The 22,231-nt window shown below is 64.0% G+C and carries 17 protein-coding genes, 1 tRNA gene and 1 pseudogene; 10 read left to right on the top strand and 9 right to left on the bottom strand.

The features are described from left to right. Positions 1-112: 112 nt before the first annotated feature. On the bottom strand, positions 113-1,546 hold the full coding sequence (locus ACU0BR_RS00450) for an NAD(P)-dependent oxidoreductase (protein ID WP_446154868.1): 1,434 nt from the start codon (positions 1,544-1,546) through the stop codon (positions 113-115). A 212-nt stretch (positions 1,547-1,758) separates the two neighbouring features. Here ACU0BR_RS00450 and ACU0BR_RS00445 point away from each other — a divergent pair, with 212 nt between their 5' ends. Continuing rightward, on the top strand, positions 1,759-2,562 hold the full coding sequence (locus tag ACU0BR_RS00445; RefSeq protein WP_446154867.1) for an undecaprenyl-diphosphate phosphatase: 804 nt from the start codon (positions 1,759-1,761) through the stop codon (positions 2,560-2,562). An 18-nt stretch (positions 2,563-2,580) separates the two neighbouring features. Here the strand turns inward: ACU0BR_RS00445 and ACU0BR_RS00440 are convergent, their stop codons facing one another. Then, on the bottom strand, positions 2,581-3,561 hold the full coding sequence (locus tag ACU0BR_RS00440) for a complex I NDUFA9 subunit family protein (protein WP_446154866.1): 981 nt from the start codon (positions 3,559-3,561) through the stop codon (positions 2,581-2,583). A gap of 183 nt (positions 3,562-3,744) precedes the next feature. Here ACU0BR_RS00440 and ACU0BR_RS00435 point away from each other — a divergent pair. The 9 genes from ACU0BR_RS00435 to ACU0BR_RS00395 all read left to right on the top strand — a co-directional run bounded on the left by ACU0BR_RS00435 (position 3,745) and on the right by ACU0BR_RS00395 (position 14,440). After that, positions 3,745-3,830: transfer RNA gene (locus ACU0BR_RS00435), tRNA-Leu, on the top strand. Positions 3,831-4,134: 304 nt separating this feature from the next. Continuing rightward, a complete protein-coding gene (locus ACU0BR_RS00430) occupies positions 4,135-9,336 on the top strand; it encodes a DUF7507 domain-containing protein (RefSeq protein WP_446154865.1) in 5,202 nt (1,733 codons plus the stop codon). Positions 9,337-9,538: 202 nt separating this feature from the next. After that, entirely contained in the window at positions 9,539-10,150 is a 612-nt protein-coding gene (locus ACU0BR_RS00425) for a ribonuclease D (protein WP_446154864.1), read from the top strand. 9 nt (positions 10,151-10,159) lie between these two features. Further along, positions 10,160-11,134, top strand: coding sequence for a KpsF/GutQ family sugar-phosphate isomerase (locus ACU0BR_RS00420; protein WP_446154863.1), 975 nt, complete (start codon positions 10,160-10,162; stop codon positions 11,132-11,134). A 4-nt stretch (positions 11,135-11,138) separates the two neighbouring features. After that, positions 11,139-11,759, top strand: a complete 621-nt coding sequence (gene lptC, locus ACU0BR_RS00415; protein ID WP_446154862.1) for an LPS export ABC transporter periplasmic protein LptC — start codon at positions 11,139-11,141, stop codon at positions 11,757-11,759. A 7-nt stretch (positions 11,760-11,766) separates the two neighbouring features. Continuing rightward, the gene (locus ACU0BR_RS00410) at positions 11,767-12,261 is read left to right on the top strand and encodes an LptA/OstA family protein (RefSeq protein WP_446154861.1); all 495 of its coding nucleotides are present in this window, start codon (positions 11,767-11,769) and stop codon (positions 12,259-12,261) included. Continuing rightward, complete coding sequence (lptB, locus tag ACU0BR_RS00405) at positions 12,258-13,034, top strand: LPS export ABC transporter ATP-binding protein (protein ID WP_446154860.1); 777 nt, start codon at positions 12,258-12,260, stop codon at positions 13,032-13,034. Before ACU0BR_RS00410 ends, lptB begins: the two co-directional genes overlap by 4 nt. 328 nt (positions 13,035-13,362) lie before the next feature. Continuing rightward, positions 13,363-13,938, top strand: a complete 576-nt coding sequence (hpf, locus tag ACU0BR_RS00400) for a ribosome hibernation-promoting factor, HPF/YfiA family (protein WP_446154859.1) — start codon at positions 13,363-13,365, stop codon at positions 13,936-13,938. A 37-nt stretch (positions 13,939-13,975) separates the two neighbouring features. Beyond that, on the top strand, positions 13,976-14,440 hold the full coding sequence (locus ACU0BR_RS00395) for a PTS sugar transporter subunit IIA (protein WP_446154858.1): 465 nt from the start codon (positions 13,976-13,978) through the stop codon (positions 14,438-14,440). Between the two features lie 47 nt (positions 14,441-14,487). On the opposite strand, the gene ACU0BR_RS00390 is transcribed toward ACU0BR_RS00395, so the two are convergent. The 7 genes and pseudogenes from ACU0BR_RS00390 to ACU0BR_RS00360 form a co-directional block, all read right to left on the bottom strand. After that, positions 14,488-15,912, bottom strand: a complete 1,425-nt coding sequence (locus tag ACU0BR_RS00390) for a nodulation protein NodH (protein ID WP_446154857.1) — start codon at positions 15,910-15,912, stop codon at positions 14,488-14,490. Positions 15,913-15,918: 6 nt separating this feature from the next. Beyond that, complete coding sequence (locus ACU0BR_RS00385) at positions 15,919-17,616, bottom strand: DUF5927 domain-containing protein (protein WP_446154856.1); 1,698 nt, start codon at positions 17,614-17,616, stop codon at positions 15,919-15,921. 12 nt (positions 17,617-17,628) lie between these two features. Next, positions 17,629-18,639, bottom strand: coding sequence for a glycosyltransferase family 2 protein (locus ACU0BR_RS00380; protein WP_446154855.1), 1,011 nt, complete (start codon positions 18,637-18,639; stop codon positions 17,629-17,631). A 53-nt stretch (positions 18,640-18,692) separates the two neighbouring features. Beyond that, the gene (locus ACU0BR_RS00375; protein WP_446154854.1) at positions 18,693-19,958 is read right to left on the bottom strand and encodes a glycosyltransferase; all 1,266 of its coding nucleotides are present in this window, start codon (positions 19,956-19,958) and stop codon (positions 18,693-18,695) included. Further along, positions 19,939-20,964: a UDP-glucose 4-epimerase GalE gene (galE, locus tag ACU0BR_RS00370; RefSeq protein ID WP_446154853.1), complete on the bottom strand. Its 1,026-nt coding sequence runs from the start codon at positions 20,962-20,964 to the stop codon at positions 19,939-19,941. Before galE ends, ACU0BR_RS00375 begins: the two co-directional genes overlap by 20 nt. Before the next feature lie 2 nt (positions 20,965-20,966). Continuing rightward, on the bottom strand, positions 20,967-21,860 hold the full coding sequence (gene galU, locus ACU0BR_RS00365) for a UTP--glucose-1-phosphate uridylyltransferase GalU (protein WP_446154852.1): 894 nt from the start codon (positions 21,858-21,860) through the stop codon (positions 20,967-20,969). Positions 21,861-22,029: 169 nt separating this feature from the next. Next, positions 22,030-22,231: pseudogene (locus ACU0BR_RS00360) on the bottom strand (glycosyltransferase family 2 protein); the annotation flags it as partial.

Genomic DNA, 22,231 nt, shown 5'->3' with positions numbered 1-22,231 from the left:
CTCCTTGCGGCCCCGCGGGGTCCGCAGCCTGTTCGGGCCGCACGCTGGGGCCCGAGTGTTGATGTTCCTGCCGCGGCGCGCGGGGCGAAGACGCCCGGCGCCGCAGGACCTGTCATTCCGCAGCGACGCGGGCGGAGGCGTTCATCCGGTCCAGGATGGCCGCGGCGGCCTCGCGTCCGTCGCGGATCGCCCAGACAACCAGCGACGCGCCGCGCACGATGTCGCCCGCCGCATACACCCCCGGCAAGCTGGTTTCGTGGGTGCGGAAATCGGCCTTGACGGTGCCCCAGCGCGTGACCTCCAGTTCGGGCTGGCCCCACAGCGTGGGCAGGTCCTCCGGCTCGAATCCCAGCGCCATGATGACCAGATCGGCGTCCTCGACGTAATCGGCGCCCTCGATGATCTCGGGACTTTGACGGCCAGTGGCATCGGGCGCGCCCAGGCGCATCTTGGACACCATGACGCCGGCCACGGATTCGCCGTGGAACCCCTTGGGGGCCGAAAGCCAGACGAACTCCACGCCTTCTTCTTCCGCGTTCTGCACTTCGCGCTGCGATCCGGGCATGTTGGTCCGGTCGCGACGATAGAGGCATTTGACGCTTTCGGCGCCCTGCCGGATCGAGGTGCGCACACAGTCCATTGCGGTATCGCCGCCGCCGATCACGACGACCTTCTTGCCCTCGGCGTTCAGTTCGCCGTCGTCGAAGGTTTCCACCGCGTCGCCGAAGCCCTTGCGGTTGGAGGCGGTCAGGAAGTCGATCGCGCGCACGATGCCGTTCGCGCCGATCCCCGGCGCTTGCAGGTCGCGCGACTTGTAGACGCCGGTGGCGATCAGCACCGCATCATGGCTTTCGCGCAGCTCGGCGAAGGAAATATCGCGCCCGACCTCGCAATTCAGGCGGAATTGCACGCCCGATTGTTCCAGCTGGTCGACGCGGCGCATCACCACATCCTTTTCCAGCTTGAAGCCGGGAATGCCGTAGGTCATCAGCCCGCCGCCGCGATCGTAGCGGTCATAGACGGTGACCTGTACGCCCGCGCGGCGCAGCATGTCCGCCGCCGCCAGCCCGCCGGGGCCCGCGCCGATGATGCCGACGCTTTCGCTGCGTTCCTGCGCGGGTTGCACCGGCTTGACCCAGCCCTTTTCCCAGGCGGTATCGGTGATGTATTTCTCCACCGCGCCAATGGTCACCGTGCCGTGGCCCGATTGTTCGATGACGCAGTTGCCTTCGCACAGGCGATCCTGCGGGCAGATGCGGCCGCAGATCTCGGGGAAGGTATTCGTCGACTGGCTGATGGCATAGGCCTCTTCCAGCCGCCCTTCGGCGGTCAGGCGCAGCCAGTCGGGGATGTTGTTGTGCAGCGGACAATGGCTCTGGCAATAGGGCACGCCGCACTGGCTGCACCGGGCCGATTGTTCCGCCGCCTTGGCGTCGGCGTATTCGCGGTAGATCTCGCCAAAGTCGTGCGCGCGCAGGTCGGGCGGCCGTTTTTCCGGCATGTCCCGCGCGACGGTCACGAATTTGAGCATGGGCTGCTTGGCCATGGTGGACTCCTGCGGAATGCTGTTCGCTGCTCTTTTACCCGTCTTTCGAGGGAATAAAAGTAAGTAATGCTGACCTATATGACATTTATTTTCCGACGCCACAAGCTCGACGGCCTATATGAGGTGAAAATAGGTCAGCAATACTGTCTTTCTATTTAACTTTTCAATGGCGGGCAAAGGTCTAGTCTGCGCGCAAAAATTACAGGTGCCCCATGCCATTCCTGACGCTCTTTCTTGCCGCTGTGATCCAGGGGCTGACCGAATTCCTGCCGATCTCTTCCTCGGGGCATCTGATATTGCTGCCCCGGCTGACCGGCATGGCAGATCAGGGGCTGATCATCGACGTGGCGGTCCATGTCGGCACGCTGCTTGCGGTGGTGCTGTATTTCTGGCCCGATGTCAGATCGGCGCTGGCGGGGCTGCTGCGGCTGGTGCGCGGCAAGGTGGACACACCCGGCGCCCGGCTGGCGCTGCTGCTGATCCTGGCCACCGTCCCGGTGGTGGTGGCGGGGCTGATTCTGAAGCTGACGGGCGTGGATGAGGCGATGCGCTCCACCGCGGTGATCGGCTGGACCATGCTGATTTTCGGCATCGTCCTCTACGTGGCCGACCAGCGCGGCCGCGAAGACCGCGTGGCGGAGCAGTGGACAATGCGCGAAGCGTGGATCATGGGCGCCTGGCAGGCGGTGGCGCTGATCCCCGGCACGTCGCGGTCGGGCATCACCATCACCGCCGCGCGCTGGCTGGGCTATCGCCGCGAGGATGCGGCGAAACTGTCGATGCTGATGTCGATCCCGACGATCATCGCCTCGGGCACGCTGATCGGCGCAGAGGTGGCGATGACGGCCAATGCGCAGATGGCGCTGGATGGCGCCATCGCGGCGGCGCTGTCCTTCGTGGCGGCGCTGCTGGCGCTGAGCCTGATGATGCGCCTGCTGAAATCCATCAGCTTCACGCCCTATGTGATCTACCGGGTGGTGCTGGGCATCGTGCTGCTGTGGCTCGCCTACGGCTGATCGGGCGCGGGTGCCGCCTCAGGTCTTCAGGTTTTTTGCCGAATCCTTGATTGCGGCGTATTGGCCCGAGGGGCGATACCGCCACAGGTAATCCGGCAACACCGCCTGCAACGAGCTCGGCTCGATTCCCAGATCGGCAAATGTCTTCGCCCCCGGGGCGACCACGTTGTCATGGCGCAGATTCACCACCTGATCGGAAGTGAGGGGCGCGGGAACCAGACCCAGCGACAGGACCTTCACCAAACCGAAGCCGCCCGCCATGATCCGCGCGATCCAGAACGGCACCCCCACCACCAGGCGGCGGCGCTGGATGATGTCGAGCATCTGCCCCATCAGGTCGCGGAAACTGCCCACATCGGGGCCGCCCAGCTGATAGATCCCCGGTGCCGCGCGTCCCGTCGCGCCCATCACCGCCGCCTGGGCCACGTCATCGACATAGACCGGCTGGAACCGCGTCTTTGCCCCGACCAGCGGCAGGACCGGCGACATGCCGGTCATCCCCGCGAACCGGTTGAAGAACTCATCCTCGGCCCCGAAGATGATCGAGGGGCGCAGGATGACCGCGTCCGGCATGTGCCGCAGCACGCCCTCTTCGCCCGCGGCCTTGGTCCTGGCATAGGCGCTGGCCGCGGCGCTGTCGGCCCCGATCGCCGAGAGCTGGACGAAATGCCCGATCCCCGCCTCAGCCGCCAGCCGCGCCACGCGCTCCGCCCCGTCGGCCTGCACGGCCTCGAAGCTGTTGCCGCCGTGTTCCGCCAGCAGGCCCGCGCAGTTGACGACCGCATCTGCCCCCGCCAGCACCTGCCGGACCGAAGCCTCGTCCCGGATATTCGCGAAAACCGGCTCCACCTGTCCGACGACGCCATAGGGGCGCACGAAGATCGCATCGTTGGGACGCCGGGACACGACCCGCACCCGCCAGCCTTCCTTGGCCATGCGGCGGGCGACATACCGCCCGACAAACCCAGCGCCGCCAAAGATCGTGACAAGTTTCGACATTTCCGTCTTCCCTCAGATAAAGGCCGAGCAAGGTTTAACCCCGCACCCGCTGGCAGACAAGAAACAATCCCCCGACGGCGGACCGCTCCGCACGGCCGCGATCCGACCGAAACGAAGATTTTTCTGCGCGATAGCCGTTGACACCTCCCGCCACCCTCTGTAAATCGCGGCCTCACGACACCTGCCCAGGTGGCGGAATGGTAGACGCGCTAGCTTCAGGTGCTAGTGTCTGTATGGACGTGGAGGTTCGAGTCCTCTCCTGGGCACCAAAGTCAAGCCCAAAAACCCGGCAATGCTGGGTTTTTTGCGTTTTTACGGGTGTTTTTCAAACTGCCCCGCATCTCCCTTTGCCCGACCTGGTCACCCGGCTTGTCCCATCAGCTTGCAACGCCTGAACGGGGACATTCGCCGAACCGGGCCGACCGACACGCTGCTGTGCAAGCTTGCCGCGCGCGACCTATCCCTTTGGTCATGAGACTACCTGCAATAGCAAGCTGACACCGCTTCATCGCAATGCTCTCTTAGCCTTTTGCGGGCCTGATGGACTGCAAGACGCCAACGAGTGAGCCAGCATTGCGAAAACTGTCAGAAACCTGCTTCCTCCGTCCTCTGGGCAATGCGCTGCGGCCTTTTGCGGCCAGCGGCCTCAGGCTTGCGATTGCGGTGCTTGCGGCGGTGCTCTGCGTGGCCGGGGTGACACCGCTGGCGGCCCAACAGCTTGTCCTGAACACCGTCGGCGCGCCCACGGTCATCGGAAACGGCACGGGCAAACGGGCACTGTGGCGGAATGCGGGCAACGTGGCCGGAACGCCGGTCGATATCGTGGGCGTGCTGAGTTCGACGACGCTCAATCACGCGCTGGGAACGGGCGGCGGCCTGATGCAGATCACCTCCGCCGCTCAGGATCCGCATTTTGTCGACTTCTTCATCTATCAGGCAGGCACGTATGACATCGGCAGCGATTCCGGCGGTGTGCCGGTCTCCGCCGATGTCCATGTCCAGATCAATGACATCGACGGTCCCGCCAATGAGGAGGTCTATGCCGAGATCTGCAGCGGCTCCATCGAATACATCCGCATCGACCGGTCCGCCACGACCTACCGGACATTCGTGCCCGGCCCCAACAGCCTGGGCACCGAACTGTTCACGCTGGTCGGCGACCGGAACTATGCAAACCAGCCGGTGTCGGGCCTGGAAATCTTCTATCCCAACACCTCGACCTTCCGCTTTGGCCGCACGGCAAATACAGGGTTCCTCGTGCGCATCGCCAATCCGACCTACGACATCGCCGATACCTTCGACCTGCAATGCGCCGATTTCCGCACGATCACGCTGAACGACGACATCAAGGAACAGGTTTTGGGCGAGCCGGTGACGCTGAACATCCTCTACAACGACACGCTCGCGACCGAAAACAACATCCCGCCCGCGAACGACTCCCGGCAACCGAGCAGATATGCGATGCAGGCGATCGACCTGATCGCACCGGCCGTCGCCGTCAATCGCGTGATCGACAGTGCGGGCCATCTGGTCGCCTTCGACGTGCCGGGGGAAGGAACCTGGAGCTATGACGACAGCACCGGAGAGCTGACCTTCACCCCGTTTGTCGCCTTCTTTGCCGCGCCCACGCCGATCGACTACAGGTTCGAGCTGCCCGACAACACGGCCGGTCGACGCTACTCGGCAAGCGCGAATGTCGCGATCGACGTCGGCGCCGTCGGTCTTCTGAAACTGGCGACGCTGGTCGACACCAACCTGAACGGCTATGCGGATCCGGGAGAAACCATCGCCTATGTGTTCACAGCGGAAAATTTCGGCAACGTCGATCTGACCAACGTCACGCTGGCGGACACGCAGTTCAGCGGCAAGGGCGTGCCGCCGGTCATCACCTTTCAGGCCGCCACCGCCCTGTCACCCGAGGGATCGCTGAAAGTCGGGGAAAAAGCCGTCTATACCGCCACCTATACGCTGGTGCCGGACGACATGGACACCACCATAAGCAACCAGGCGGAGGTGACGGCCACAACTCCGGGCGGCACGGCGGTATCCGACAAATCCGACTCGGAAAACCCCGGCGATGGTGACGGGGTCGCCACCAACGGCCCGGGACCCAACAATGACGATCCGACGACGATCTACATCTCGTCGGGGCCGGACCGCGGCGATGCGCCCGCCACCTACGGCGACCCGCAGCACATCGACACCGCCAGCCTGTGGATCGGGCCGGTCAATGGCGATGGCGATTCGTCCCCGCAACAAAGCGCGACCGCCGATCTGGACGACACTGACGGCATCGACGACGAAAGCGAAGAGGCCTTCCCCCAGCTTTACGGCACGCTGACCCGCAATGTGACCATCGAGGTCCATGAACCCGTGCCCGGCACAGCGTATCTTCAGGCGTTCGTGGATTTCAATGCGGACGGCAGCTTTCTGACCCCCGGCGATCAGGTCGCAACCGACCTGCGCGACGGTGCGCCGGGCGACCTTGACGGGGTGGTGAACGGCCAGATCCAGTTTCCGGTCGTCGTCCCCATCGCGGCCCCGCTGTTACCGACCTTTGCACGGATCAGATGGTCGACGAGCGCGGGGCTCGATTCCATCTCCGCCGCGCCCGATGGGGAGGTCGAGGATTATGCCATCGTCATCAAGACACCGCCCGACGCCGATCGCGGCGATGCCCCGGTCAGCTACGGCGACCCGCGCCATGTGGTTGAGGCGCCCGGCCCCTCGACCGTCTATATGGGCAGCGCCCCGCCCGACGTTGACCTTCTGCCGCAGCCCGACAATGCCGCCGCCAGCGATGATCTGACCGGCATCGACGATGAGGAAGGCGTCACGCTGCCCCCGCTCTATGCGGGTGGATTTGCCGACATCACGGTCAGCGTGACCGAACCGGCCGCAGCAACAGCTTTCCTGCAAGCATTTGTGGATTTCGACGCCGACGGCAGCTTTGCCGAGCCGTCGGATCGGATCGCGCGAAACCTTCAGGACGGCGGCAGCCTGGACAAGGACGGCATCGTGAACGGCAGCATCACGTTCGAAGTGACGGTCCCGTCCGACGCATCGGCCCTGCCGACCTATGCCCGGTTTCGCTGGTCCACCGACACCACCGACGCCGATGTCGCTTTCGACGGCGAGGTGGAGGATTACCCGCTCACCATCTCGAACACCCCGCCGCCGTTCATCTGCGACGCCAGTCTTTACAGGTTCGACAGCGGGCCGACCTCGCTTCAACGGCTGACGTTCGCGACGAACGGGTCTGCCTACGACATGACGCTGCAGGAGCTTGGCACGACCGGCACCAATCTCAACAGCGGCTGGGGATTCAACGAACTCGACGGCTTTTTCTATACCGTGCGACCGGGCAGGCGGGAGCTGTGGCGCGTCGATGCTTCGGGCACCTTCTCGGAAATCGGCCAACTGCCCAATTCCGCTGCGCGCGGCTCCACCAGCGGGGACATATTGCCCAACGGTATCATGGTCTATGTCGACGAAGACGATTCCTGGCAGCTTGTCGATCTGACCGTCCCTGCCTTGCCCACGGATGCGGGCACGCTGGAGCTCAACAGAAAGATCGAGCCCGAAGATATCGCCTACAACCCCGTCGACGGCAATCTCTACGGGATAAATCAAGCGAGCGGCCGCGTCTTCCGTGTCAGCGCGAATGGCGGCGCACCCGGCAATGTCGCCGTGACCGAATTCGGCCCCGCGATCTATGTCGGCACCTTCGGCTCCGTTTGGTTCGACGCTGACGGGCGGTTCTATGGATACAGCAACACGACGAACTCTGTATTTCTCATCGACACCGTGACGGGAGGGGCGCAATTCCTCAGCCGATCGCCCACGGATGAAGGCGGGGACAGTGACGCCGCCTCATGCCGCGGACCCGCGCCCTTTCCGATGGGAGGGATCAGCGGCAATCTCTATGAAGACAGCGATGGCTCCGACACGCGCGACGGCACCGAGATCAATCTGGCCGGCGGTATCCGGATCGACCTCTATTCCGACAATGGCACGCCCGCCAATGTCGCGGACGATACCTTTATAAAAACCGTGGATACCCTGCCCGATGGCACCTATAGCCTGTCCGACCTGCTGACGATCCTCACCTATCGGGTTGAGGTCGACGAAGCCGATCCCGACCTTGGCACCGACAGGTTGATCGGCACGTCGAACCCGCGGCTTTCCGTGCCCGTCACCGACAACAGCGTCACGACCGACCAGGATTTCGGCTTCGATCCGTCAGGCGCGGATCTCTCCATCACCAAGCTGGCGACGCGATCCGGCACCACCACGGCCAGAACCTCCGTCGCCGAAGGGGATGTGATCGACTGGATCATCACCGTGACCAACGCAGGGCCGGGATCGCCCTCGGGCGTCAAGGTCATCGATCAGATCCCGAAAGGTTTCACCTACCTGTCCGATGACGCACCTGCGGCAGGCGACAGCTATGACCCGGCGACCGGCCTCTGGTTCGTGGACGAGATACTGGCGGGCACGTCCGAAACGCTGGTCATCACGACGCGCGTCAATGCCGCGGGCGCGCTCACGAACCGAGCGGAGATCATCTACAGCTCGCTGCCGGACCCCGACAGCGATCCCGGCGTTGGGGCGCTGGTCGATGACCTGTCGGACGAGATCGTCGACGACGACGAAGCCGAATATGCCATGGTCCGCGTCACCAACGCCCGGCGGCTGACCGGACGGTTGTTTCTGGACAACGGCGCAGGCGGGGGCCTGGCGCATGATGCGCAGATAAATGGCGGGGAACGCGGCTTCGCGGGGGCAGAGCTGGAAATCCTGGATGGCAGCGGCACCCTTCTCGACCGCCCCGAGGTTGCCGCGGACGGCACCTGGTTTTATGGGCTCGATGCAGGGTATTCCGACACGATCACGATCCGTGCGACTTCCCCTGCGGACCATATCACCGTGTCGGAGGCCAGCGCCGGGCTGCCGGGCCCGGCGGACAGCGATCCGCATGACGGCAGCATCACCTTTACCCCGGAACCGGGCGAGGCCTATTTCGACCTGAACATCGGGTTGGTCGCATTGCCCGGCTGGACACAGGATCAAACCGCCGAAGTCGGGCCGGGGCAGGTCGTACTGCTGCCCCATCTTTATACCGCCACCACCAGCGCCACGGTCACATTCACCGCCGCGGATCGCTCCATGACCCCCGCGGGTGGTTTCGGGCTGGGGCTTTATCACGACACCGATTGCGACGGCACACCCGACACGCCGCTGGACGCAGGCATTTCCGTGGCGGCAGATGAAACGCTTTGCGTGATCGCGCGGGTGTCGGCCGGGTCGGGCGTGGGGCCGGGCAGCCGCTACAGCTATGCGGTTACCGCGCTGACGACGCTTTCCGCCACACCCCTCAGCGACACGCGTTCGAATATCGACACGGTCGGCACGTCAGAGCAAGGCGGGCAGCTGGTATTGCGCAAGACCGTGCGCAACGTGACGAAGAATTCTGCGGAAGGGGCCGCCAACGGCGGGGCGCCAGGCGATGTGCTGCACTACCGCATATATATCGAAAACCCGTCGGACGCGCCGATTTCAGACGTCAACATCTTTGACCGGACACCCGCCTACACCGCGCTTTCCGAACCGCTGGACAGCCCTGTTGCCGTGACCCCGGGGCTGACCTGCGTGGTCTCTGAACCCGCGCCTTCCGCCGCCGGGTATGAGGGACCGCTGCGCTGGACCTGTACCGGGCAGGTTTATCCCGGCGGTGCGGGGCTGGTCAGCTTTCAGGTGCGGATCGCGCCGTAGCGCCGGGTGTCGCATCTCGGCAGCCGCGGCAGACCGCGCCCCCGCGTGCGCCACCCGGGCTGCAGGCGCGCGTAACGTAGGCCCTGCTTCCGTCGGCACCGCTCCCGCGGCGGTGGCCGCCCCGACGGCGCAGTTGCTAAGCCCGCGCCGAGCCAGTATTGGCCAATGGAAATCGGTTTTGGGGCAGAAAGGAAAAGGGCTGATGAAACCGCATCTTTATCAGGGCGATCTGCCCGACGGTCTGAACCTGGGGCCGGTGGTCGCCATCGATTGCGAAACGATGGGGCTGCATCCGCATCGCGACCGGCTGTGCGTTGTCCAATTGTCCGGCGGGGATGGCAAGGCCCATCTGATCCAGATCGCGCGCGGCCAGACCGACGCACCCAACCTGTGCCGCTTGTTGCGCGACACGCAGGTCCTGAAGCTGTTTCACTTCGGGCGCTTTGACATCGCCGCGATGTACAACGCCTTCGGCGCGCTCGCCGAACCGGTCTATTGCACCAAGATCGCGTCCAAGCTGGTGCGCACCTATACCGATCGTCACGGCCTGAAAAACCTCACGCAGGAACTTCTGGGGCAGGATATCTCAAAGCAGCAGCAGTCCAGCGACTGGGGCGCCGCCGAGCTCAGCGCCGCGCAGTTGAACTATGCCGCAAGCGATGTGCTGTATCTCCACCAGCTGCGCGAACACCTCGATGAGATGCTCGCACGCGAAGGCCGCAGCGAACTGGCGCAGGCCTGTTTCGACTTTCTGCCGACGCGCGCCCGGCTGGATCTGGCCGGATGGCCTGACATCGACATATTTGCGCATTAGATAGGCTACATGATCAAATCACCGACCGACCCATTGCTGAGCGCCGGCAGGCGCGTGATCACGCGGGAAGCGGATGCGCTGGTCGCGCTGTCGAAGACGCTGGACGACAGCTTTTCCGACGCGGTGCGGCTGATCCTGGGCGCGCGCGGGCGCACCATCGTTTCCGGCATGGGAAAATCGGGGCATATCGCGCGCAAGATCGCGGCCACCTTCGCCTCCACCGGCACCCCCGCGCATTTCGTCCACCCGGCCGAGGCCAGCCACGGCGATCTGGGCATGATGACCCGCGGCGACGTGGCGCTGGTGCTGTCGAATTCCGGCGAAACGCCCGAGCTTGCAGATCTGATCGCCTACACCCGCCGGTTCTCCATCCCGCTGATCGGCGTCGCCAGCCGCGCCGACAGCACGCTGATGAAGCGCAGCGATGTGCGGTTGCTGCTGCCCCCGGCCGAAGAGGCTTGCGACAAGGGCATCGTGCCAACCACCTCGACCACGATGACGCTGGCCCTGGGCGACGCCCTTGCCATCGCCCTTATGGAACACCGCCGGTTCACGCCCGAGGATTTCCGCGATTACCACCCCGGCGGCAAGCTGGGCGCGCGCCTGGCGAAGGTGCGCGACCTGATGCATGCCGACACGCAGATCCCGCTGATCGCCCATGACGCTCCGATGTCGGAGGCGCTGCTTGCCATCAGCCGGAAAGGCTTCGGCGTGGTCGGCATCGCGGATGAGGCGGGAGCGCTTTGCGGTATCATAACCGACGGCGACCTGCGGCGTCACATGGACGGGCTGCTGGAGCTGCGGGCCGCCGATGTCATGACCCCCTCGCCCCAGACCATCGCGCCGGACGCGCTGGCCGAAGAGGCGGTGGCGCTGATGAACCGGGCCAAGATCACCTGTCTGTTCGTCGTCGATCCCGCGCAGGATGGCCGTGCATCGGGTATCCTGCATATCCACGACTGCCTGCGCGCCGGGGTCGTCTGACGCGATGGCACGCGCCGACAACCGATATTCGCGGTTCGTGTCCTGGGCCAAGATCATCCTGCCACTGGCGGCGCTGGCGCTGCTGTCGTCGCTCGTGCTGTTCTCACGGCGGATCGACCCCGAGGCCTCGATCCCCTACGCCAAGGTCGATGTGGCCGAGCTTGCGCGCAAGCAGGCGGTGGGCCGTCCGACCTATTCGACCATGACGCGCGACGGCGCGGCCATTTCCGTGACCGCGACAAGCGCCCTGCCCGATCTGACCAATCCGGCGCGCGCGACCGCGCAGGAGCTGAACGCGCGCATCGACACGCCCGACGGCGTCACCATCGACATTACCGCGCGCGAGGGGCGTATCGATTCGGATCACGCGCAGGTCGATTTGCAGCAGGATGTGGAAATCGCCACCTCCACGGGCTACGTGATCCGCAGTCAGGCGATGACCACCGCGACCGACCGGACGGAGGTGACCTCCCCCGGGCCGATCACGGCCGAGGGGCCGTTTGGCACGCTCGATGCCGGAAGCATGACCCTGACATCCGCGCCCGGCGCCGGTGATGGAACGCAGGGCGGATTGCTTCTGGTATTCCAGAAGGGCGTCAAACTGGTGTACGGTCCTGAAAAATGAGGTCATTATGAACAGCATCCGCATGATTTCGCTTTCGGCCGCGTTGCTTGCAGCCGCGCCCGCCATGGTTTCGGCGCAGGGGGCCCAGGTGGCCTTCGGCGGCCTGAAACACGACAGCACGCTCCCGGTGGAGGTGACATCCGATCAACTGGCCGTCGACCAGACCGATGGCAGCGCGGTGTTCACCGGCAATGTGGTCGTCGGTCAGGGCGCAATGCGCCTGACTGCGGGCAAGATGCGCGTCGAATACGCCAAGGGTCAGGGCACCCAGATCGACCGCATTGTCGCGTCCGGCGGCATCACCTTCGTCAACGGCAACGAGGCGATCGAGGGGCAGGAAGCCGTCTATTCGCTGAGCAGCAGTCAGATCGTGGTGACCGGCGACGTGCTGCTGACCCAGGCGCGCAGCGCGATTTCCGGCAGCAAGCTGGTCGTCAATCTCAACGACGGGACCGGCACGATGCAGGGCCGCGTCAAGACCATCCTTCAGACAGGGAAATGACGCAGGCGCAGGTGTCGCAGCCACCCGACGCGGTGTCGGCCGATGAGCACGTCGGCCTGTCGGTCGTCAAGCTGCGCAAGAGCTATCGCAAACGCCCGGTGATCAGGGACGTATCGCTGCATCTGGGCCGCGGCGAGGTGGTGGCGCTGCTGGGGCCGAACGGGTCGGGAAAGACCACCTGCTTTTACTCCATCGCCGGGCTGGTCATGCCCGAGGGCGGACAGGTCAGCATCGACGGGCGCGACATCACCACCCTGCCGATGTACCGCCGCGCGAAGCTGGGGATCGGTTATCTGCCGCAGGAAATGTCTATCTTTCGCGGGATGACGGTGGCGGAAAACATCATGGCCATCCTCGAAATCTCGGGGCGCAAGCGCAACCGGCGGCGCGACCAGCTCGAAGAGCTGCTGTCGGAATTTTCGATCGGCCATCTGCGCCGCGCCTCGGCGCTGTCGCTGTCGGGCGGGGAGCGCCGCCGCGTCGAAATTGCGCGCTGTCTGGCCGCCGATCCGAAATACCTGCTGCTGGATGAACCTTTTGCAGGGGTCGACCCGATCGCCGTGGGCGAGATCCGGGGCCTTGTGTCCGACCTGAAAAGACGCGGCATCGGCGTGCTGATCACCGACCACAACGTCAGCGAAACCCTGTCGATCGTGGACCGGGCCTATATCCTGCACGACGGCGAAGTTCTGATGAGCGGCACCACCGAGCAGGTCGTCCGGGACGAAAACGTGCGCAAGATATATCTTGGCGAAAATTTCCGGATTTCCTGAAGAAGACACGGGAACTTAGGACCCGGGCCGCCATTAATCCTATGGCAACGGTTCTGCGTCTTTGCTGTCGAAACGCCACTCTGCCGCGGCAGGTTAGGCGATTTCCAGCAAAGTACAAGGATTGACAGGTCATGGCAGGATAGGCGCAAATGGTTCCGATGACAGAAGGTTCTCCCTTTGCCCCGGCATCCCCGTCTTCCGCCATGCTGACAGGATGCCCCCGTAATTCCGGGCGCGAAAGCCCCCTATCTTTTCCGGATTCCGCCGCCGCACCCTTTCGCGGCGCGCCGTCACGCTGTTTCACCAGGCTTAACTTTCAGGAGGTGCCATGAGGTATCAAATCAGCGGCAAGCAGATCGACATCGGGGAGGCGCTTCAGTCTCACGTCCGTTCGGAGCTTGACGGAATCGTCGGCAAATACGCCGAACGTCCGACCGATGCCCAAGTGGTCTTTTCGCGCAGCGCGCACGAGCATGTCTGTGAGGCAACGGTGCATCTTTCGACCGGGCTAACGGCGCAGGCGAAAGCGCATGCCACTGAAATATATGCCGCTTTTGATCAGTGCGGCGAAAAGATGGAAAAACAGTTGCGCCGATACAAGCGGCGGCTGAAGAACCACCACAGGGACCGGTCGCAGCCGGTTGAAATCTCCGGCGTGCCGTCCTATATCCTCGCCTCATCTGATAATGCCGATGAGGTCGAGCCGGATTCACTGCAACCCATGATCATCGCCGAGATGGAGACGAAGGTTCCCTCTCTGTCGGTGGGCGAAGCGGTCATGCAGATGGAAATTGCGGGCGCCCCGGTATTGGTGTTTAGGAACGAAGGACGAGACGGGGTCAATGTCGTATACCGGCGCGATGACGGAAACATCGGCTGGATTGACCCTTCCCGCAACAGCTGACACACAGCGCCACGCGTAAAGGGAGCCGATCTTACCCATGGATTTGGCAAGCATTCTCAAACCCGAAGCCATTCGAATCATCGGTCAAAGCACCAGCAAGAAGCGGCTCTTCCAATCGTTGGGGGAGCTCGCCGCCAGCGCGTATGGCATCTGCCCCAACAGCGCCTTCGACGCGCTGCAAGAGCGTGAGAGCCTGGGACCGACGGGCGTGGGCCACGGGGTTGCCTTGCCACATGCGCGGCTTGCCGGGCTGGACCGGGTCAAGGGCGTGTTCATGCGTCTTGAATCGCCCCTGCCGTTCAATTCCGTTGATCGGCAGCCGGTCGATCTGGTCTTTGCGCTGTTCGCCCCGCAGGAAGCGGGCGTCGATCACCTGAAATCGCTGGCGCTGGTATCGCGCACGATGCGCAACGGCGACATCTGCAACAAGTTGCGGGCCAATCTGACGCCCGCGACGCTGTTCGCCATCCTCACCGAAGAACCCGCATCGCAGGCCGCCTGACCACAGGCGGCCCGGCTGCAAACGGCCGCGGCTGGCTGGGCCGCGGCTCAGCGCCAGTCGGTAAATCCGAAAGTCTGATAGTCCTTCTGATAGATCCGGCGCACCCTGTCCTCGAGCTGTTCGCTGTAGATCGCGCGCAGCGGGATGGGGGACGGGTCATCGGGCGGCGGCGGCGCGCCCGCTTCGACCCCGACCGCCCGTGCCAATGCCGACAGCTCTTCCTCCAGGGTTTCCTCGCGGATCAGCCGGTCGGGCAAGGCGACGTCCTGCATTCCCTGCAACACGGCCGCCTGCGTGGCCCAGCCCGAATCCACCCGGATTTCCGTCTGGCCGGAGAGGTTTCCCGCAACGAACCGCAAGAACACGTCGAACGCGGCCGCGTGACGGGTGGCGTCCCAGTCGTGCCCCACCGCGCCCTCGGGCACGGGCAGGTCGTAGCGGCGCCGCAACTGCTTGCGCAGTCGGCCATAGGCCGCGTCCCCGGTCGCGAGGATGCGGCGGCAAAACACGTCATGCGCGCGCGCCACCGGATGGCGCAACACCGCAAAGCTGCGGTGGCCGGGATGGTCGCGCCGCCATTGGCGCAGCGTCTTCTGGTTGAACCCGCTCAGCAGCGCGTCGGCGCCGGGCTCGTCTTCCAGCGCAGCCATCCAGGCACAGATCCGTTCCACCGGGCCGCCGTTGATCGGCAGGAACATCAGCGGCACCCGTGCGGAGGCGAAATAGCTCGGCACAGCCGGGGCGCGCCGCGGCTCGAACTGGGGGGTGCGGTTCAGATCAAACGTATCAAGCCGGGACAGGTCGGCCATCATCTGATCGAAATTCGCCACCTTTTCCTGTAACGGCGCGGGGTTTTGCGGCTTGAGCGCGCGTTCCAGCGCCTCGATCCGGGTGCGGGCCCCGAGGAATTCGGCCAGCCCGTTCAACACCGAGACATCGTTGATATCGGCGTGATTGATGTAAAAGGGCGCCTGCCCCGCCACCTGACAGCCGTGGAGAATGCGCATCTGGAACGCTTGCAGCCGATCCAGATGCGCCTCGAACTCCGCCAGATCGAAGGTGACCGTCGCGGTCTTCGCATCGGCCATGTCGGTCAGCATCCACTGCTTGGTCTTCTTGGCCAGCTTGACCGAGACGTAGCTTTCCAGCGGATTGCGCGTCAGCACCACCTTGCCGCAGCGCGGATCGGCCAGCATCCGGTCCAGAATGCGCGGCTCATGGTCGTGAAAATAGCGAAACCCCGGCAGCCGGTCGTCGGCGGCCATCAACCTGTCCAGCAGCCTGGCCGGGTCCGCATCGCGCTGGTCCCGGGTGATGCCGCAGATCTGCTTTCGGTTCGGGCGTCCGATGAAATGCGGATTGAAGGCCTCACCATGCAGGGCGAGTTCCTCGAACTGGCTCAAATTGCTTTCGAGAAAATTGGATCCGGTCCGCATCTCGGCGAAAATGACGAAGTAATCGAATTTTGGCACGCGGGCTCACCTCACGAGATAGGGTTTCTGCGGAGTGGCGGGAACGGCGGACACCTCGTTGGAGGCAGGGAAATCGCCCATCAGGATCGGTTTCATTCCCTGATTCTTGAGGTTTTGCAGAAATTGGCCAAAGCCGTTCATGTCGACCATCTTGGGCACTTCGGTCAGCCTGCGGGCGGATCGGGGGCTGATCTCATCCACGATGGATTGCAAGTGGTGCATCGGGTCCTGCACGAAATCGGCCAGCGTCCAGATCCGCACCCGCGCCTTGGTGTGCGGCGAACGCAGGATATCCAGATGCGCCGATTCGACTTTTTGCAGCTGCGCGGCGCGTTTGCGGATGGCCGAAAAATTCCGGTTCGAGTGGAAGAGCGGCAAGGCCCAGGCGCCGGTGATCACGCTGATCTGGGCGTTGGAATCGGTGGCCATGTACCAGCTGATGTCCTGAACATCGCCGGGTCCGAACTGGAAACACTGGCGTTCGCCGCGCGTGGCCCAGATCAGATTGCCCAGAAAGGCATGGCTGTTGTAGTCGCGCAGGGCCGCGCTGTCGGAAAGCGCCCCGTTGAACAGCGTCTCGTTGCCGGCGTAGCGCACACGTTTGGGGTGGAACAGGTTGCCATGCACGCGGGTCCCGGTGCGGCGGCTCAGCCAATGTTCGAAATTGGCGAAAAGGGCGTTGAACACCTCGAACACCGAATAGGGCGCGGCGGTCTTGCCGTTTTCCCAGCCCTCGTTGGGATACCGGCTTTGCATCACCAGCCCGGTGCGCCCGCGGGTTCGCCGCTCCACCGCCTGGGCGAAGACGCGGTCGATTTTTTCGGGGCTGGGCTCGGCCTCCGCCATGGAGGCGCTGTCGTTGGACAGGAACGTCTCATAGAGCCGGTCCGCGTGCGGCCAGATCTTGCGCGCCACAAAACAGTCGGACCGCCTCAACAGTTGCAGATGGTCGTCGTAGAAAATATGCGGCTTGCCCTGGAAATCGAATTTGCTGAGCGTCAGTGAACGGCTTTCGATCCTGCGCGAATAGAGCCGGGCAAGCGTCTGGAAATAGCTTTCGTCGGGAATCCACACGCGGCGGAAATAGCGGTCGTGGACGGCGCGGCGGGGATCTTCCAGCATGGCCGAAAGGGTCTGGCGCGTCAGACACCACCACTGGCTGCCCAGATGCGGCACCAGCCCGTCGGGGATCTTGCGGCGCACCCCCAGCCGTCGCTGCCAGACAACATAGCGGTCGAACAACAGGCGCTGGCGCTTCCACGAAAAGGGGAACCGCAGCGTGAACCGTTCATGGTCCAGCCCGCCGACCGCCCATGGCACGTCTTCGGTGGTGACGCTTTCGATGAAATCGGTGGTGGGTCTGCGGTCGAGATAGCTGCGCAGGTCGTCCACCGGACGCAGCGGCAGGCAAGAGCCGGAGGCGAAGTAGATGTGCCGCACCTCGGGGAATTCGGCCAGCATGAGTTCCGAAACCATCTGCGTGGCCCGCACCAGCGACCAGGTGCCCCATTCGCAGCGCAGCCGCTCGGTAAAGCGCACGTTTTCCAGATCCGACAGCGATTCCACGAAACTGCGATAGCGTTTGGGCCCCACGCGCTTGTCGGTATGCACCACCACCGGGCAGCCGTGCGAGGCCCAGTGCCTGATGATCTGGCTGGACCGGTCCAGAGCCGTATGGACCAGCATGATGAAACCGACGCTCACCGCTTACCTACCTCACGCCCAATTGCCCTTGGACATCAAACCCAAAATCTCCAACTGGCGCCAATTGATGTATTTCTCCGACCATTTGCACCAGAAATCCGGGTTGTCCTTCAGCACTTCGTTGTAGGCCTTATACTCATGAGAATTGGCATAATGTTGACGCCGCTGAAGCTCTTCGGCTGATTTTGCGATGAATGTGTCCAGAAACTTGGCGTGAAGAAGGCAGCCGGAGGCCTTTTCCCCTCCCCATTCATCGTAAACCAGATTCAGACCGCGCGGCAGCAGCATATGGGTGGAGCTGACATAGGCATAGCTGCGATGCCATTTCACCAGCGGGATCTTGTTGAGCGCGGGTGCACGTTCGGGATTGTCCGGGAAAAAGGCGCGCGCGCGTGGTCCGCCCTGTATCCACAGGTTGCCGTAGCGGGCATTGCGCCTGATCTTGTAATTGCCGCTGTCGAACCATGACGCGATTTCAAAGGGGTTCTGGCCTTCCTGATAGGGAATGCCGTCGATCTTGCCCTTGGGGTACATGTCGAGCAGCATCGCACCAAACGATTTGATCGACGAGGCATCCAGCCAGTCGGTAAGCGCGTTGAGCGGGCGCGTGTCACAGAACGGATAGACAAAGAATTCGTCGACATCGACCACCAGCGCCCAATGCCCGTGCGCATAGCGCATCTGAAGCCAGTTCAGCCAATCCACCCCGAACCGCGCGCGCTTGTAGCTTTGCCCGGTCGTCCAGACGGAAACGTCGCGGTGGTCGGACAGGTATTCGGCCGATCCGTCGGTGGAACCGTTGTCCACGAACAGAAAGTGCTGCACGCCCAGTTCCCTGTAATATTGCAGGAAATAGGGCAGCCGTGCGCGTTCGTTGCGCAGGGTCGAAAAAACCAGGATGTCGCCGTTGCGGATCGCGCCGGTGCGGTTGACCACGGGCTTGAGGTCGCGGCGCTTGCGCATGGCGCGGATGCGCCAGCGTTTCCGCTGAAGCCGAAGCCGGTAGGACGTCAACGCGCTCATGCCTTGTTCATTCCGATCGCCCGCGAAGCAGCCCGTCTTGGCGGCGCGGCGGATCACGTCCGGGCAAAAACCGTTTCGAAATGATCCCGCCAGGTCGGAAGCGCGACCGTGGCTGCCGCTTTTCGATCTGCCTCCCCGGCCGCGTCTGTCCGCGTGCTTCTTTGCTCAATTTCCTGCCGCCAAAGATATCGCTCATCCAGGGGCAGGTAAACGGGATAGTCGCCTAGAAACTCTCGATAAACCGGCAGTGGCGCGCAGAGGACGGGCGTGCCCAGCGCCGCCGCCTCGATCGCGGGCAGGCCGAAGCCTTCGGCGAAACTGGGAAAAAGCAGTGCCCGCGCGCGCGCCAGCAACGCCGCGACCGTCGCGTCGGAAGCGCCCGGCATCTCGATCACGCTGCGCCCGTAGAGGCGGCTTTCCTCCAGGCGTTGCAAAAAAGCCTCACTCATCCACCCGCGACTGCCCAGAATGTAAAGCCTGGGCAGCGCCTGCGGCGGCAGATCCTGGGCCATTTCCTCCCAGATCGAAAGCAACAGGGCGTGGTTCTTGCGCGGCTCTATCGTGCCCAGCACGACGAAATAGGGCTCGGTCGGCGGGAAATCGGCAGCGGTTGCCGAGCCCGACAGCGGGATCGAGATGCCCAGATGCGCCACGACCCCCGGCGGGCAGCGGCCCATCGCGCCCAGGTGCCGCTCGGCATCGCTTTGGCTTTGGTGCGAATTGTAGATGATCCGATCGGCGTGATCCGCCACCGCCTGCAACTTGCGCCTGAACCTTGCGACGGAGCGCGCCGTCTGAAACTGCGGGTGATCCAGCGGGATGGTATCGTGCAGCAGCACGCAGATCCGCAGCCCGGGCAGGGTTTTCAGCGATGAAAAGGTATCGTGGCGCAGGTTGCTGTGGCCGACGTTGTAATAGACCGTCCGCGCCGGCAGATGTCGGGCCAGCATCCGCGCCAGCCCGCGCCCGCCCCCTCGCAGACCGCGCCGCGCCCGCGCGAAGGCAAGGCGGCGCGTCGTCGCCTCGGCCTGCTGGCGCATCTTGCCCAGCTTCGGCGACAGGCGCGCCAGCAGATCGCGCGCGCCCCAGGGGGCGCCGTCGAAATGACCGGCAAGAACGCGCCCCGCCTCCCGATCGAGCAGCAGGAAGCCCCGTGCGGTGCGTATCAGAAAGCAGCAGGGTGCCGGATCGTCGAGCAGCGCCTCCAGATAGGCGCGCTCCACCCGGTCCACCCCCGTCATCGCCCCGCGTCCCGCCCGCGACAAGAGCCGGGTCAGGTCCAGCAGCCGCATGTCGGGGTCAGCGGTCGTAATGGCCATTCTGGTGCCACCGCCAGGCGTCCGCGATCATCGTCGCCATGTCGGACCGGCGGGGCGCCCAGCCCAGTTCGGCCTTGGCGCGCGTGCTGCCCGACACCAGGCGCGTGCAGTCGCCCGCGCGCCGCGCGCCTTCGACAATCGGCACGTCGCGGTTGGTGACGGCGCGGCTGTTGTCGACCACCTCTCGCACGGAAAAGCCGGTGCCGGTGCCCAGGTTGAACACCCGGCTGTTGCCGCCTTCCAGCAGATAGCGCAGCCCCAGCACATGGGCGTCGACCAGATCGCTGACATGCACGTAGTCGCGAATGCAGGTGCCGTCGGGTGTGTCGTAATCGCTGCCGAAGACCGTCAGCGCCGGTCGGCGCCCGTCGATCGCATCCAGCATCAGCGGGATCAGATGCGTCTCGGGCCGGTGAAATTCCCCGATGTCGCCATCGGGATCGGCGCCCGCCACGTTGAAATACCGAAAGATCACGCTGCGCAGGCCGTGGCTTTCGCCGAAATTCGCCAGCATGTCTTCGATCGCGCGTTTGGAGGCGCCGTAGGCGTTGATCGGCAGCTGCGCGGCAGTCTCATCAAGCACCACGCCGTCCTGATCGCCATAGGTGGCGCAGGTCGAGGAAAAGACAAAGGCCCCGCATTGCGCCTCGGTGGCCGCTTCGATCAGGTTGAGCGAGCCGAGCGCGTTGTTCAGCCAGTATTTCCCCGGCTGCGCCATCGATTCACCGACCTGCGACAGGGCGGCGAAATGCATGACGGCGACGGGCCGGTGCTGCGCAAAGACCTCATCCAGCCTTTTGCGGTTCAGCAGATCGCCCTGTTCCAACGGGCCGAATTTCACCGCATCGGCCCAGCCGGTGCACAGATTGTCATAGCTCACCGGCAGGAACCCATCGCGTTCAAGCGCCTTGCACGCGTGCGATCCGATATAGCCCGCGCCGCCCGTGACCAGAACCACGGGGCGCGGGGCCGAAGCGTCCGCCCGATCGTCGCGGGATGGGGGCATTCCTACTCCGCCGCCTGTTGCTGCTGGGTGAGGCCGGTCAGATAGGCGCCGAATTCATCGCGCAGATCGGGACGCGACAGACCGAAGGCCACGGTCGCCTGAAGAAACCCCGCTTTCGATCCGCAGTCGAAGCGCTGGCCGCGAAAGCGGTAGCCGAAGACCTCTCCGCCATTGCGGACTTCCTGTTCGATCGCGTCGGTGAGCTGAATTTCCCCGCCCGCGCCGGATTTCATCCTGTTGAGGTTCTGCATGATCTTGGGCGTCAGGATATAGCGCCCGATAACCGCCAGGTTCGACGGCTCGGTGCCTGTTTCGGGCTTTTCGACCATGCCCCTGACCGACACGACCGATCCCATGTCTTCTTTCACGTCGAGGATACCGTAAGCGCGGGCACGGTCGCGCGGCACCTCCATCGCGGCCACGATATTGCCGCCGGTTTCGGCGAAAGCCTCGGTCATCTGGGCCAGGCAGGGCGTCTCGGCGGCGATCACGTCATCCGGCAGGATCACGGCAAAGGGCTCGTTGCCGACCAGCCGACGCGCGCACCAGACCGCGTGCCCCAGCCCCAGCGCCTTGTGCTGACGGATGTAGGCGATCGCGCCGCTGTCCATGTTGGTGGTCTTCAGCACCTCGAGCAGTTCGTCCTTGCCCTTCTTGCGCAGCGAATGTTCCAGTTCGGGGGCGTGGTCGAAATAATCCTCAAGCGCGCTTTTCCCACGCGACGTCACGAAAATGAACTCCTTGATCCCGGCCGCCCGGGCCTCGTCGATGGCATATTGTATCAGCGGGCGGTCCACCAACGTCAGGATTTCCTTGGGGATCGCCTTTGTCGCCGGCAGGAACCGCGTTCCCATGCCCGCGACGGGGAAAATGGCTTTCGTGACTTTGTTTTTCATAACTCAACTCTCACAATTTTTTCCGCAACAACCGCGCTGCCCGATTGTTGCGGTGTTTTCGACAGAAGAAACCTGCGCCGCGCCGCATGGATTTCGCCGCATGGTTTTCCAGGCCTGAAAACACGGGCACCTGCCCGTATCTCCGTTATTCCCCAACCTCGCCGCACACTCAACCTTTCTCGCCCATCGGACGCCAGATGGATTGCCTGCGCGCTTCCTCCCGGACCCGTGCGGAAAATCCGATCAGCCGGAAAAACGGCATTCCGCGCGTGGACTTGCCGAAAATCCCGCCCTTCTGAAGCCAGAAGCCGCGCGGATCGAAATGAACCGAATGAAAGCTCGACGTGGGGGAAAACACCATGACAGTGACT

The sequence above is a fragment of the Brevirhabdus sp. genome (genome assembly GCF_052826345.1).
This window is presented reverse-complemented; position numbering and strand designations above follow the sequence as displayed.

Coding starts and splice junctions, on each gene's coding strand:
- hpf (WP_446154859.1), top strand. CDS start 13,363: ATGAGGTATCAAATCAGCGGCAAGCAGATCGACATCGGGGAGGCGCTT.
- ACU0BR_RS00380 (WP_446154855.1), bottom strand. CDS start 18,639: ATGAGCGCGTTGACGTCCTACCGGCTTCGGCTTCAGCGGAAACGCTGG.
- galE (WP_446154853.1), bottom strand. CDS start 20,964: ATGCCCCCATCCCGCGACGATCGGGCGGACGCTTCGGCCCCGCGCCCC.
- ACU0BR_RS00445 (WP_446154867.1), top strand. CDS start 1,759: ATGCCATTCCTGACGCTCTTTCTTGCCGCTGTGATCCAGGGGCTGACC.
- ACU0BR_RS00420 (WP_446154863.1), top strand. CDS start 10,160: ATGATCAAATCACCGACCGACCCATTGCTGAGCGCCGGCAGGCGCGTG.
- ACU0BR_RS00440 (WP_446154866.1), bottom strand. CDS start 3,561: ATGTCGAAACTTGTCACGATCTTTGGCGGCGCTGGGTTTGTCGGGCGG.
- ACU0BR_RS00425 (WP_446154864.1), top strand. CDS start 9,539: ATGAAACCGCATCTTTATCAGGGCGATCTGCCCGACGGTCTGAACCTG.
- ACU0BR_RS00410 (WP_446154861.1), top strand. CDS start 11,767: ATGAACAGCATCCGCATGATTTCGCTTTCGGCCGCGTTGCTTGCAGCC.
- ACU0BR_RS00375 (WP_446154854.1), bottom strand. CDS start 19,958: ATGGCCATTACGACCGCTGACCCCGACATGCGGCTGCTGGACCTGACC.
- ACU0BR_RS00395 (WP_446154858.1), top strand. CDS start 13,976: ATGGATTTGGCAAGCATTCTCAAACCCGAAGCCATTCGAATCATCGGT.
- ACU0BR_RS00450 (WP_446154868.1), bottom strand. CDS start 1,546: ATGGCCAAGCAGCCCATGCTCAAATTCGTGACCGTCGCGCGGGACATG.
- lptB (WP_446154860.1), top strand. CDS start 12,258: ATGACGCAGGCGCAGGTGTCGCAGCCACCCGACGCGGTGTCGGCCGAT.
- lptC (WP_446154862.1), top strand. CDS start 11,139: ATGGCACGCGCCGACAACCGATATTCGCGGTTCGTGTCCTGGGCCAAG.
- galU (WP_446154852.1), bottom strand. CDS start 21,860: ATGAAAAACAAAGTCACGAAAGCCATTTTCCCCGTCGCGGGCATGGGA.